General features: G+C 39.2%; 11 protein-coding genes. 3 read left to right on the top strand and 8 right to left on the bottom strand.

Translation table 11 applies throughout. From position 1 onward, the window contains the following. Positions 1-37: 37 nt before the first annotated feature. The 4 genes from folK to mazG form a co-directional block, all read right to left on the bottom strand. A complete protein-coding gene (gene folK / locus B9T27_RS05520; protein WP_086205834.1) occupies positions 38-526 on the bottom strand; it encodes a 2-amino-4-hydroxy-6-hydroxymethyldihydropteridine diphosphokinase in 489 nt (162 codons plus the stop codon). Beyond that, positions 523-1,998, bottom strand: a complete 1,476-nt coding sequence (gene pcnB / locus B9T27_RS05525) for a polynucleotide adenylyltransferase PcnB (RefSeq protein WP_086205835.1) — start codon at positions 1,996-1,998, stop codon at positions 523-525. Before pcnB ends, folK begins: the two co-directional genes overlap by 4 nt. A 160-nt stretch (positions 1,999-2,158) precedes the next feature. Next, positions 2,159-2,596 carry a ComEA family DNA-binding protein gene (locus tag B9T27_RS05530; RefSeq protein ID WP_086205836.1) on the bottom strand — a complete coding sequence of 146 codons (438 nt, stop codon included), beginning with the start codon at positions 2,594-2,596 and terminating at the stop codon, positions 2,159-2,161. Then, a complete protein-coding gene (gene mazG / locus B9T27_RS05535; RefSeq protein WP_086205837.1) occupies positions 2,580-3,368 on the bottom strand; it encodes a nucleoside triphosphate pyrophosphohydrolase in 789 nt (262 codons plus the stop codon). Before mazG ends, B9T27_RS05530 begins: the two co-directional genes overlap by 17 nt. A 129-nt stretch (positions 3,369-3,497) precedes the next feature. Between mazG and B9T27_RS05540 the strand changes: the two genes are divergently transcribed. Further along, positions 3,498-4,274, top strand: a complete 777-nt coding sequence (locus B9T27_RS05540; RefSeq protein ID WP_086205838.1) for an SDR family oxidoreductase — start codon at positions 3,498-3,500, stop codon at positions 4,272-4,274. A gap of 49 nt (positions 4,275-4,323) precedes the next feature. Here B9T27_RS05540 and B9T27_RS05545 read toward each other — a convergent pair whose 3' ends face one another. The 4 genes from B9T27_RS05545 to cysM are packed head-to-tail and all read right to left on the bottom strand — an operon-like array spanning position 4,324 to position 9,848. Next, positions 4,324-6,630, bottom strand: coding sequence for a RelA/SpoT family protein (locus tag B9T27_RS05545; protein WP_086205839.1), 2,307 nt, complete (start codon positions 6,628-6,630; stop codon positions 4,324-4,326). Positions 6,631-6,675: 45 nt separating this feature from the next. Then, on the bottom strand, positions 6,676-8,052 hold the full coding sequence (gene rlmD / locus B9T27_RS05550) for a 23S rRNA (uracil(1939)-C(5))-methyltransferase RlmD (RefSeq protein ID WP_086205840.1): 1,377 nt from the start codon (positions 8,050-8,052) through the stop codon (positions 6,676-6,678). Between the two features lie 9 nt (positions 8,053-8,061). Then, entirely contained in the window at positions 8,062-8,883 is an 822-nt protein-coding gene (locus B9T27_RS05555) for a 3'-5' exonuclease (RefSeq protein WP_086205841.1), read from the bottom strand. 38 nt (positions 8,884-8,921) lie between these two features. After that, entirely contained in the window at positions 8,922-9,848 is a 927-nt protein-coding gene (cysM, locus tag B9T27_RS05560) for a cysteine synthase CysM (protein WP_086205842.1), read from the bottom strand. Between the two features lie 152 nt (positions 9,849-10,000). On the opposite strand from cysM, the gene B9T27_RS05565 reads away from it, so the two are divergent. Next, complete coding sequence (locus B9T27_RS05565) at positions 10,001-12,805, top strand: ATP-binding protein (protein WP_086205843.1); 2,805 nt, start codon at positions 10,001-10,003, stop codon at positions 12,803-12,805. A 98-nt stretch (positions 12,806-12,903) separates the two neighbouring features. Beyond that, entirely contained in the window at positions 12,904-13,695 is a 792-nt protein-coding gene (locus B9T27_RS05570; protein WP_086205844.1) for a crotonase/enoyl-CoA hydratase family protein, read from the top strand. The last annotated feature ends 26 nt before the right edge of the window (positions 13,696-13,721 follow it).

The raw sequence follows: 13,721 nt of genomic DNA on the forward strand, positions 1-13,721 counted from the left end.
TCCTCTATCTATATATGTTCAAACCACATGTAAAAAGTTAAATATCAACCCAATGCTCATCAGCAAGTACTTTCAATTGCGTTTGCTGAATTAAAGCCAACTCTTTTAATCGCTGTTGTTTAATTTGTAAATCAGGATCTAGATCTAGAAGTGGAATAACCACAAAATCACGTTCTAAAATACCGACATGTGGTACAGTTAATCGCTCATTTTGTATTTCTTCCTGACCATACAGCAGCAAGTCTAAATCTAAAGTGCGCTCTCCCCAATGGCGTAAACGAACTCGCCCCGCTTCTTGCTCAATTTTTTGCAATTCATCTAACAATGCTAATGGCAGCAAATCTGTTTCTAATAGCGCCACGGCATTATGATAATGAGGCTGATCTTGCGGTCCCATCGGAAGGCTTTGATACAACTTAGACACTTTAACATGCCCCAGCACTGCTAACTTTTGTACTGCTGCAGCAAGAAGTTGTTGTGAATCACCTAAATTACTACCTAAACCGATATAGGTGATAACGCTCATTGAGTCGGTCCAAAAACCACTTGACTCAAATCACGTTGCACACGTTTACGTTTCATAATCGGGTGATCGGCATTAATCTCACCCGTGTTCAGTTTCGTTCGCTGATCATTACGACTTCTAAAATCATTCGATGATGTTGTAGCTGCTGGTTTACGTGGGCGACGACTACGAGTTTCAGACTCTTTGACTAAAGGCTCAATCGTTGCTGTATTACTTTTCGTATCTTCGACTGGCGAAACATCTGCTGTTTTACGACGACTTTTGGCACGCTGACGATTATACTGACCAATCACACGCTCTTTTTCATCCACAGACATGGTTTGATAGTTATCCCACCAAGTCCCCATACCTTGTGTCGTATCATCACCTGATTTTTCACGCAGTAGCAAAAAGTCAAATCCAGCTCGAAAACGTGCATGACTAGATAAAGCTTCAATTTGCTGCGGTTTAGGATTCAACAAACGAGTCTGCATTTCCCACACTTCACGAATAAAAGTCTCTGCAAAACGTGGAATAATAGTTCGAGTCGCTTGACGTTTTAGTACATCTAGTCCAGCTTGTGCACGTGCTTCAGCGGGCGCAATACCTTTAGCTAAATGAACCTGACAACGCTCTAAAAATGGTTTCCACAGTAATACGGCATAGAAAAATGCTGGATTGATGGTTTTACCAATTTGAATACGCTGATCTGTATTCTTAGCCGCACGCTGCATAAATGGCGTGATCTCAGTCGGGAGCTCGGCAAACAACTGTTCCCAAATACCAAAATCAATCAACATTGGCATCACACGATGCAAATACCCCATAGTGAATAACTTCTGGGATTCATCATATAAACGATGCGGAGAAACATCACGTAATAATTGCGTCATTTTAGGCGTAAAAATTGCTAAAATTTCAGGAGCAATACTGAAATTTAATTTCGCAGCAAAACGTAGCGTCCGCAACATCCGTACAGGATCTTCTTCAAAACGTAATGCAGGATCGCCCAACAAGCGTAAAGTTTTATTCTGAATATCATCAACTGCATTACAAAAATCTAAAACTTCACTTTTACGCGGTTGATAATACATGGCATTAATTGAAAAATCACGACGGGCAAAATCTTGCTCAATCGTTCCCCAATTATTATCACGTAAAATCATACCTGCAGCAGATGTAACTGCTGTTTTAGGTGGTGCACGGAAAGTCGCAACTTCAATCAACTCTCGTCCCGAATAGACATGAGCTAACTCAAAACGCCGCCCAATAATTCGACAACGGCGGCCAAAGACATCTTTGATCTGTGCAGGAGTTGCATTTGTGACTGCATCATAATCCTTAGGATTTAACCCAAGCATGAGGTCACGCACTCCCCCACCAACGATGTATGCTTCATAGCCAGCTTTGGTTAAAGAATCAATAACATCTAAAATAGATGGAGGTAATTGGGCGGTGGATAATCCACACTTTGACGCACGCAAAGTTTGCAAAAGACGTTGTCTCCTACGTCAGGACGTAAAAATAATAATTACGCTAATCATAGCTCTAACCCAATCAAAGGGCAATTTGATTCTTTTCATCTCGGCTTGAATATTTCATCGGAATCGAATATTTTATGAAATTCTCAATCTTCAGATCAATTAAAACAAACTATAAACCGAGAACAGCTTTATTTTGTTCAAGCAATTTAGGCCCAATCCCCTTCACTTTATCTAGCTCCTGAATACTTTTAAAAGCACCATTTTGATTTCGAAAATCAATAATAGCTTGCGCTTTCTTCGCACCAACGCCTTTTAATTGCTGCAATTGTTCAAGATTGCTTGAGTTTAAACTAATCTTAGTTCCTGTAGGGACGGCTGAGGTTTTACTAGATCGATTAGAACTATGCTTCGCTGATGCATGCTGACTGACACTTGGCTTAGACAAATAATAATTCGCGCTACTCTGCTGCTTTAATTGCGTATCTTGTGCTTCTTGTTCAGCTTTCCACTTTAAATAGGCATGATCAAATTGTTGAGCATAGGCTGTCGGCAATAGGCTCAACAGCAGCATAATGAATACAGCATTCAATTTAGTTTGATTTTTCATATACAACCTGTTGTTTTAATATTTGCTTCGCTTGATCCCACAGTTGATTCATTTCATCTAAGCTCATGTGATCTATATTTTTATTTTGTAATTGGGCTTGCTCTTCGATATAAGCAAACCGAGTTCTAAACTTATAAATCGTACTTAATAAGGCTTTTTCACTCGACAAGCCAAGTTTACGACCAACATTAATAAAAGAAAACAAACAATCTCCAAATTCATCCAGCATTTCATCGGAATTTTGCTGACTCATAGCCTGTTTAAATTCATCAATTTCTTCTTCTAACTTAATAAAGGCCTCCTGAGCATTGGCAAAATCAAAACCAACTTGAGCTGCATTTTTTTGTATTTGCTCAGCTTGAATAATTGCTGGAGCATGCTTCACATCATCTAAGCGACTCTTTTTTTCACCTTGTCGTTCTTGCTGCTTAATCTCTTTCCACAAAGCTGCTACTTGTTCAGATGTTAATTGACCAAACTGGTGTTTCTGAAAAACATGCGGATGACGACGGATTAACTTTTGAGAAATAGCCTCAACAACATCATTGAAATCAAAAGCACCTTGCTCACTATACATTTGTGACTGGAACACCACTTGTAATAGCAAATCACCCAATTCATCTCGTACATTATTTACATTACCAGATCGAACTGCCTCCTCAACCTCATATGCCTCTTCTATGGCATACTCAGTTAGAGACTCAGGTGTTTGCGCCCGATCCCAAGGACATTCTGCACGGAGTTGTTGCATAATTGCCAGTAATTGATCCATCAGAATGTCCTCGTTTAAAAGAAATAATAATATATGTAGTGGCTGATCACAGCTTGTCAAAAGTACAAAAAATATGTTCAACTGCTGCACAAAATCATGAAATAGCAAACAATAAAAGAGAACTATCTTATGGGAAAAAGTATTTTCATCAGCGGTGCTGCACAAGGAATTGGTGCTGCTATTGCGCGTCTATTTTACCAACAAGGCTATAAAGTTGGTATTTATGATATTAATCAATTACAAGCTCAAATACTCGCCGACCAATTGGGTACTCATGCCAAAGCTGGATTATTGGATGTTGCCAATTATGAACAATGGCAAACAGCCTTAAATGAATTTGTGGAATGGGCAGGTGAATTAAATATTTTAGTTAATAATGCAGGAATTTTATATTCTGGTGATTTTGAAAAAACAGAGATCCATGCCCATCATCGTACTATCGATATTAACGTCAAAGGGGTTTTAAATGGCTGTCATGCCGCACTACCCTTTCTCAAAAAAGCTACTTTTGCCCGTGTGATTAATTTATCTTCCGCTTCAGCTATTTATGGACAAGCTGATCTCTTATCATATTCTGCCAGTAAATTTGCAGTACGTGGTATTACCGAAGGTTTAGATATTGAATGGAAAAAGTATGGTATTCGGGTTCTAGATGTAATGCCTTTATTTGTACAAACAGCCATGGTTAAAGACATGGATGCTGGCAGTATTCAAAACATGGGCGTTGAGTTAACCCCACAAGATGTAGCCGAACAAATTTTCACATTAGCTCAAGCAAAAGATTCTATTTTAACCGCAACCCATACACCAGTAGGTTTTAAAACAAAAATCATGTTTACACTTTCATCAATCAGCCCACAATTTTTAAATAGACTATCCAATATCTACTTAAGTAAAAAAGCATAAAAAATAGCTCGCGCATTGCGAGCTATTTTCCATTAAGAGTACAAAAGGACTAGTTGCCCTGTACCAGTCGTCGCGCGCTAATAATCCCAGGCTGTTGCTCTAAACGTGCCAACAAACGAGAAAGTTGAGCCAAGCCTTTCACTTCAATCAATAACTTCATATTTGCAATACCATCTGCTTCAGAAATGGTATTCACCTGACGAATATTAATTTGATCAGAAAAAATCACCTGCGTTAAGTCTTTTAACAAACCACGGCGATCATACGCTTCAACCACAATTTGCACACTCTGACCACGTGTAGGTTGCATTTCCCAATCGGCTTCCACAGCACGATCAGGTTCTAAACCAATCATTCGGATATAATCAGAACACGCAACCTTATGTATACTCACACCACGATTTAAAGTGATATAGCCCGCAATCGACTCACCATGTACTGGCTGACAACATTGTGCAACATGTAGCTCAACATTGTCTAAACCATCAATCAGAATCCCATGTGCTGATAACGTATGACTAGCACGTGGATTTAACGCCGGTTTGAGCACCAGTTCAGGCTCATCCTGATCTAAATGCATATGACGATTAACTTGGTTCATCAATGCATGCAGACTAATGTCGCCACTCACCAATGAAACCAAAATATCCTCACCCAATTTGACATTGAAATGATTACAATAATCACTTAAATCAATACTTTTTGGATGAATAGCTAAGCGTAATAATTCTTTATTGAGAATCTCACGTCCAACTTCTAAATTCTTGCTTCGATCTTGCTGCCTAAACCAATGACGTAGCTTGTCACGTGCTCGTGCTGTCTTGATATAACCAAGCGAGTTAACCAACCAATCTCGATTCGGTTCACGATCTTTTTTAGTTAAAATTTCAACCTGCTCACCCGTTTTTAAAGTATAGGTGAGTGGTACATAACGTTGGTTTACACGTGCTGCATAGCACTTATTTCCAACCTCAGTATGTACGTGGTAGGCAAAGTCTAGAACCGTTGAGCCACGTGGTAATTCTTTAATATCACCATCACGACTGAATACATAAATTTTCTCAAAACCTTCAAAGCTCTGAATTTGTTCGAAATCTTCAATTTCATCTTCGTTCGGATGAGCACTAGACTCATTACGCTCTTGGTAATGTTCAAGTACAGCACGTAACGAATGCAAACGATGGTTAAATGAATAATCGGTGGTTTTAGAGCCTTCCTTATAATTAAAGTGTGAACAAACACCGAGTTCTGCTTCTTCATGCATCTCCATAGTACGAATTTGTATTTCGAGAGACTTATTTTCCGCAATCACCGCAGTATGTAATGAGCGATAACCATTGGCCTTAGGATTGGTAATATAATCATCAAATTGATGTGGAATATGTCTCCAATTTTGATGTACCAGACCTAATGCGTGATAACACTCAGGCACTGTTTTTACCAAAACACGTAATGCACGAATATCATAAAGCTGGTCAAAACTCAGATTCTTACTCTTCATTTTTCGATAAATCGAATAAATATGTTTAACCCGACCTGTAATCTCAGCCTGTATTCCATTCTCTGCCAATTCAGTTTTCAGTTTTTCAACCATAAATTGAATATAGTGTTCTCGCTCTAAACGCTTCTCATTAAGTAAAGACGCAATTTCTTTATAACGTTCTGGTGCTAAGTAACGGAATGCTAAATCTTCAAGTTCCCACTTTAGTTGCGCAATACCTAAACGATGCGCCAAAGGTGAATAGATGGTCAGAATTTCACGTGCAACACGTTCCTGACGTTCTCTTGAAGAATGTGCGAGCTCACGTAATGAATAAGTACGTTCAGCTAATTTAATCAATACAACGCGAACATCTTCAGTCACAGAAATCAGCATCTTATAAATGCCCGATAAATGTTCTCGTTGATTATTATTAAAGTGATCTTCTAAACGCTTATTTTTTTCAATTAGTTCAGATAATTTACCCATCGCCAAAGTACCTGTGACGAGGTTATATACATTTTCACCAAAATTTTTACGGATTTCCTCAATCGAGGTAATTCCTTCACGCACACTCCGATATAGCAACGCAGCAGAGAGCGTATCCTCATCGACATGCAAATGCGCCAAAATATCCGCAATCCCCAAACCGGTGGAAAAGGTATTGGTTTTATGATTGAGTGCGGTTTCCAATTCTTTATCTAAGACCAGTTGAGCGACTTCTTTTAACTGATCAAGTCGAACACCGTCTAAAATTCCGCTCACCCGATCAAGCCATGTTGCTAAATCGAGCTGTGCTTCTTCGGCATGTTCTACAGTCGCTTCCTCAGATAACTCTGTGAGTCGTCCAGGTAACTGTTCACGCACTGTGACCATACCATTCTCCTCTGACTGTATTACTCATTTTTAATGGTATATCTCTTATTTCTTTTCGAATAAAGCAATGGATTCGACATGTCCCGTATGGGTAAACATATCCATCACACCCGCTTTAATTAACTGATAGCCATATTGTGCCAATATTCCAGCATCTCTTGCCAAAGTTGCAGGATTACATGACACATAAACGATTCTTTTCGCACCAAAATTAGGCACATAATGCATTACTTGCTCCGCACCTGCACGTGGGGGGTCTATTAATAATGCATCAAATCCTTGATTTGCCCAAGAAAACTGTGAAAAGTCTTTTGTTAAATCTTGTGAATAAAATGTAACATTAGTGATGTGATTGTTCAGTGCATTTTCTGTACCCCGTCTCACCATCTCTTCACTACCTTCAACCGCTACTACTTTTCCACTTACACCGACTTTACGTGCCAGAGGAAGAGAAAAATTACCTAATCCACAAAACAAATCAAGTACCGTTTCTCCCTGTTGTAACTCAAGCAAATCACATGCCAATTTGACCATTTGAGGATTTACGCTTGGATTTACTTGGGTAAAATCTGTGGGATTAAATCCAAATTCAACATTAAAGTCCTCTAAACGATAATGTAATTGCATCGCTGCGTTAGGATCATCTATACGTTGTAAACTCTCCACACCTGCAGATTGTAAATACAACTGCCATTGCTTCTGTGACGCATATTCTCGTAATAGGTTGACATCCACATCTTTTAATTTTTCAGTATGACGCACCAACAAAGCGATTTCACTATCACCTTTGGCTAATTCTATATGACCAATAGCCGCTTTGCCTTTTAGACTTTCGAGTAATGCCTTCAGTTCTGGCAACGCAGCATCGAGTTGCTGATCTAAAATTTTACAGGTGGCAATTTCAGTAAGTCGATTACTTTGTGCCTCACGAAAGCCCATTAACAACTTATTATTCTTCGGCAAATAGCGCACCCCAATCCGCGCTTTATGCCGATAATCCGTACGCGTTGAGCGCAAGGGTTCCAACCATTGTTCGGGTTGTAAGCCAGCAAAATGCATCAAGTGAGATTTAAGTACATCATGTTTTACACGAATTTGTTCATCAGGATGAATGTGTTGCATATTACAGCCCCCACAAATCCCAAAATGTGGACAAATTGGTTCAATACGATTCGGATTTGGATCACTTATTACTTCAATACAATCCGCTTCTTCTAACTTGCTGACCTGACGGGTAATTTGTACTTTTACCGTTTCACCCGGTAATGCATAACGGATAAAAACCTTCTTACCCTGCTTGACACTGGGATGATCTATTTCAGAACCATAGTGCGCTATCCCTCGCCCTTCATGTGAAAGTGTCTCAACTTTAAAAATATACTGGGGAAGTTGAGAGGATTGAGGTTGAGCTCTATGTTTCAAAGGAATAGCCTATATGGAGGAGGATGGAAAATCTTTAACGGTGAAATCGGTATGTTGTGACATGTCATGCCATACTGCTAGAAACTCATTCTGCTGTGGCTGACCATGTAAATAATGAATAGTGGCTTGTGTCCATAAACGATGGTCTTCTAAAGTGATTTGCCCTTTGAGTAATGACCAACGTAAGAAAATCAACCAAGTATTCAGTACATCACCTTCACAATAGCTGGTCAGCTCAAGCCATTGCTGGTTTTTGACATAGTCTGGAATCAAATAACCAGTCATACCACGCTTACCGGGGTAACCCAACAAGTGAGCAATATCATCTAGTTTTTGGAAATGCCGACCATTAAACATAGCCATCACATCCATCAAATCAACATGACGATGATGATAACGGTTCTGATAGTTATTATAACGTTTTTGTGTGTCAATCTCACCCTGATCGAACAAACTTGGTGCAGATAAACCATGATACATCGCACGAAATAAAATAACAGGTAAATCAAATTGTGAGCCATTCCAACTGACTAGCGTTGGATTTCGCTTATCAAAAATGGATAGAAATTTTTTCAAAATTTCAGCTTCAGAATTATTTTCTCGGCTAAAAGAAAATAATTTCATCACCCCATTTTCATCAATCCACAAACCTGAAATACACACGATTTCATGTAAAGCAATCCGCTGAAAATCCGTACCCGCTTCTTGACGACGTAATTTAGCCAAGGCTTGTTCAAGATCCTGTTGTGGAAGATCTAATCCATACAAATGCGCTCCCGCTTTTAGATCGGTGAGAGTTTCGATATCAAACACTAAAACGGGTAAACGCATGTTTATTTACTCAAAAATTTAAAAAAACTTTCAGCTGTTTATTCATCTTTTACTGAAAACAAGCCTGTGGAAAGATAACGGTCTCCACGATCACAAACAATACAGACAATTACAGCATTCGGATGTTCTTCTGCTAATTTTATCGAAGCCCATACCGCACCACCTGAGGATGTTCCAGCACTAATACCTTCTTCACGTGCCAATTTACGCATCATTTTTTCAGCTGCAATTTGCGGAATATCAATAATACGATCAATCCGACTACGATCAAAAATCGTTGGGAGATATTGTTCTGGCCAACGGCGAATACCAGCAATACTTGCTCCATCTTCTGGCTGCAAACCCACGATTTGAATGTCTGGATTTTGCTCTTTAAGATACTTTGAAATTCCCATGATGGTACCTGTGGTCCCCATAGAACTCACAAAATGGGTAATTTGACCACCCGTTTGTTGCCAGATCTCAGGCCCCGTGGTTAAGTAATGTGCTTCAACATTATCTGGATTACCAAATTGGTTTAAGACAAAACCTTGACCTTCGGCTTGCATTTTCAAGGCTAAGTCACGTGCACCTTCCATCCCTTCTGCTTTAGTCACCTCAATCAGTTCGGCACCATAAGCACGCATCGCATCTTTACGTTCCTGACTCATATTATCAGGCATAATCAGTTGCATTTTATAACCACGCATGGCTGCAACCATGGCTAAAGCAATTCCAGTATTTCCGCTGGTCGCTTCAATTAAGGTATCACCAGGCTTTATCTGACCACGCTTTTCAGCTTGCATAATCATATTATAGGCTGGACGATCTTTAACTGAACCGGCAGGATTATTGCCCTCAAGTTTCGCCAAAACTGTTGCTTGAGTATGACTTGCGAGACGCTGTAAACGCACCAACGGTGTCTTTCCGACATAATGGTCTAATAAAAATTCGTCTGCGGAAAAATCTAGTTGTATATTGCTCATGGTGTGTACCTATATCGAGGTGCGCCTATTGTATGAAAAAACTTTCCAGCCTGCACACCTTTCCACGCCTTTTTATTGAATATAATGAAAGCGCCAGCATTTTTTATAAAGCATGTTAATATGCCCTGCATGGGGAATGTGTGGCTGAATGCATGTCAAATTTTAATAAAAAACTCTTCAAACGTTTAAAACTCAATCATGCTTACGGACAGTTAATTGCATTAATTTTTGTTCCCATCATGATTTTGTCTTGCGTGGGTACTGCATTGGTTCTTTCTGAAACGGCCAACTCATCCAAAGCACAACAACGTTTTGCAGCTATCGCCATTTTAAGTCGCTATCAATATATTGCCGATAAACTGATTGACTTGATTCAACAAGACCCCAGCAAACGTGATCGCGCTGAACATATTTTGCAAAATATGTTCAATGAAAAGCACCTATTAAGTGCAGCAATCGTAGATGAACAAAATACTAAGTATTTAAGCATCGGCTCTCAATTCCAAAAAACATGGCCAAATCCGCCGCAAAATAATACTTTTTTTGGTCCAATCCTAAATCAACACAATAATATTTATGGCATCCGCCTCAACAAGATGGATCATAATAAAAAATTATGGCTGATGATTGAGTTAGATAACCAGCCTTTAGAAATTTCACATTACCGTGTATTAATTGTACTCATTACCACCGCATTATTGACCCTCCTGCTGTTACTCCTGTGCCTAAATTTCTACTCAAGACGTTGGATTGCTCCGATGTACGAAATACGGATGCAATTACAGCGCTTAAATGCCGATACTCTTGATCAACATATGGTCATTAATAGTACTGGCGAATTGCGTTTATTACAGCGTGATATTGCTAATGTAGTCAAACGTCTACACTTTAGCTTTTTAGAACTCAAAGAACATACTGAACAAACTGAAGATGATTTACGTCGTACTTTAGACACGTTAGAAGTCCAAAATATTACCTACAAACAAGCGCGTGACCATGCCATTTCATCAAATCAGGCAAAATCTGTTTTTCTCGCCAACATTAGCCATGAATTACGCACCCCATTAAACAGTATTGATGGTTTTATCCATCTGTTATTACGTCAAGGCAACTTGAGTAACGATCAGAGCCTTTATCTACAAACGATTCGCAAGTCTTCTGCTCATTTATTAGCGCTAATTAATGATGTGTTGGACTTCTCTAAAATTGATGCAGGTAAACTTGAATTAGAAACAGCTCCATTTGATTTAGAAGAAGCGATTTTCGATGTGATGGATATGCTGTCGCCCCTAGCAGCACAAAAACAAATTGATATGGCATTCTACTATGCTGACAATGTGCCTAAGCATGTGATTGGTGATGTATTACGGGTCAAACAAATTCTAACTAATCTAATTTCGAATGCCATCAAATTCACCCCAGATGGTGAAATTATCGTGCGTGCTCGTATGGAACATGATGATATTGGTCAATGTTTATTACATTTTAGTGTACAAGATAGTGGTATTGGTCTCAGTGGCACAGACCGTAAGCGATTATTTGAATCCTTCTCACAGGGCGACGCATCGGTTACTCGCCAATTTGGTGGAACAGGATTAGGCCTTGCGATTTCCAAGCAATTGGTCAGCTTAATGCATGGACAAATTGGCTTTGAAGATAATCAAGAACGAGCACCCACAGAAAAAGGTTCGACCTTTTGGTTTACAGCCATGTTTATTGTTGGAGAAGATGAAGCCATTTATCATCCAGATTTCTCAGATATACATGTGGTTTCCTATCTTGCCCATCCTGCGACAGCCAATGTTCTAAGACATTATTTGGAAAACTACCACGTCCAACACACTGAAACACAATCTATTTTAGATTTATTTAGTCGCTTAAAATCACTTGCGCAAGAAAGTGAAAACACATGGCTAATTGTTGATCATAGTGGTGATACCGAAGCACTACTCAAAGAGATTCGTAGTCGATATCAAGGTCATTTAGCTGTATATGGTTATCAAATGACCCTAGAACCAGATATGTTAAATGAGTATCGTGCACGACCACTCTACCAACCTTTAAGTCGAACAGCTTTAATTCATTTACTTGAAAATAAACCCATTTTTGAAACAGAGCAACATGCCGATTTTAAAGGCCAAGATTTACACGTCTTGGCGGTTGATGATCACCTTCCCAACCTAATTGTACTTGAAGCACTATTAGGTGAATTAAATGTTAAAACCACTAAAGCACAAAGTGGGCAAGAGGCCCTAAACATTATTCAACAGACTATAGATCAAGGAGATAAACCCTTTGATCTGGTGTTTATGGATATCCAAATGCCTGTCATGTCAGGGATTGATACGACACGTGCCATTCGCTCACTAGAATCAACTTTAGAGGGAATGCGAATGCCTATTATTGCCCTCACAGCACACGCTTTGGCAGATGAAAAACAGAAATTACTTAAAGTTGGGATGGATGACTATGTAACGAAGCCAATTCAAATTGAGCAAATCATTCAAATTTTAACGCATTGGACCAGTGATAAATTTATAAAACCAGTCCAACAAACTGAAAGCACCATAATTCTAGAAGCGATGGATCCCAATATTTTAGATTGGAAACAAAGTTTACAATTGGCCGCTAATAAAGAAGATTTGGCCCAAGATTTACTTAAAATGCTCGTTGATAGTTTTCCGACTGAAATCGAAGAAATACGACAATTAATTGAACTCGAGGATTTCCCACAACTAGAACATGTCTTACATCGACTTTATGGCGCAACCCGCTATGTAGGCACGCCTAAATTACAACAGGTCACTGGCAGTTTTGAACAGTTTATTTCAATCCTGCGCAAAGAACGTCGTAAAGCAGATGAACAATTTATTCAAGACACGATAAAGCGCTTAGATGAATTACAATTGGTGATTCATGAAGTAGAAGCTGCAGCTCAACAAATTTTTTCAAATTAGCCAATATTACTTGTACGACAATTGATAATGACTGCACTGTCATGCATCAAAAAGCATCACATGCTATGCTCTTGCTTAAGAAAATAAGAGTCAAAAACATGACAACATTACTGCGTATAGAAAAGAAAGATGGTATTGCAACAGTCTATTTGAACCGTCCTGAAAAACGTAATGCAATGAGCTTTGCATTATTACGCGAACTGGTCAGCACGGCACAACACATTAAAAAAGATCGCAGTATTCGTTGTGTTATTTTAACAGGTGAAGCCAATGTATTTAGTGCAGGCATCGATTTAGCAGATTTAAATAGCCCTAAAAACACTGCCTATGCAGCTTGGGAACTGATTAAACCAGGCCAAAGTTTATTTCAAAAAGCCTTCCTGATTTGGCAAGACTTACCTGTACCTGTAATTGCTGCCATTGAAGGTTTTTGCTTTGGCGCTGGAATGCAATTGGCCTTGGCCGCTGATATTCGGATCGCACATCCTGATACACAATTATCGATAATGGAAAGCCGTTGGGGACTCGTTCCCGACATGGGTCTCACCCGCTCGATTAAAGGCATCATTGGTTTAGATTTGGCTAAAGAATTGACCCTGACAGCACGAATTTTTAATGGTAACTATGCCAAAGAAATTGGCCTCGTTACGCATTTAGACAATACTCCTCTAGCTAAAGCACAACTCATAGCAAAAGAGATGCTACAACGCTCACCGGATGCGTTGATGGCAGCAAAACGAGTACTAGATGCAATGCAACATGCACCTCAAAAATCATTACGTTTAGAGAAAATTTGGCAACTCAAATTATTGCTTGGAAAAAATAGTCAGATTGCACGTAAAAAAGATAAAAACCCTGAAATTCAATTTCTGCCACGTCAATATAAATAATTTCATCTCAGAGCAGTTTCAAAACT

Source organism: Acinetobacter sp. ANC 4648 (assembly GCF_002135345.1).
Taxonomy (GTDB): Bacteria; Pseudomonadota; Gammaproteobacteria; order Pseudomonadales; family Moraxellaceae; genus Acinetobacter.

Coding starts and splice junctions, on each gene's coding strand:
- B9T27_RS05545 (WP_086205839.1), bottom strand. CDS start 6,630: ATGGTCACAGTGCGTGAACAGTTACCTGGACGACTCACAGAGTTATCT.
- B9T27_RS05530 (WP_086205836.1), bottom strand. CDS start 2,596: ATGAAAAATCAAACTAAATTGAATGCTGTATTCATTATGCTGCTGTTG.
- folK (WP_086205834.1), bottom strand. CDS start 526: ATGAGCGTTATCACCTATATCGGTTTAGGTAGTAATTTAGGTGATTCA.
- B9T27_RS05570 (WP_086205844.1), top strand. CDS start 12,904: ATGACAACATTACTGCGTATAGAAAAGAAAGATGGTATTGCAACAGTC.
- B9T27_RS05565 (WP_086205843.1), top strand. CDS start 10,001: ATGTCAAATTTTAATAAAAAACTCTTCAAACGTTTAAAACTCAATCAT.
- cysM (WP_086205842.1), bottom strand. CDS start 9,848: ATGAGCAATATACAACTAGATTTTTCCGCAGACGAATTTTTATTAGAC.
- B9T27_RS05555 (WP_086205841.1), bottom strand. CDS start 8,883: ATGCGTTTACCCGTTTTAGTGTTTGATATCGAAACTCTCACCGATCTA.
- mazG (WP_086205837.1), bottom strand. CDS start 3,368: ATGGATCAATTACTGGCAATTATGCAACAACTCCGTGCAGAATGTCCT.
- B9T27_RS05540 (WP_086205838.1), top strand. CDS start 3,498: ATGGGAAAAAGTATTTTCATCAGCGGTGCTGCACAAGGAATTGGTGCT.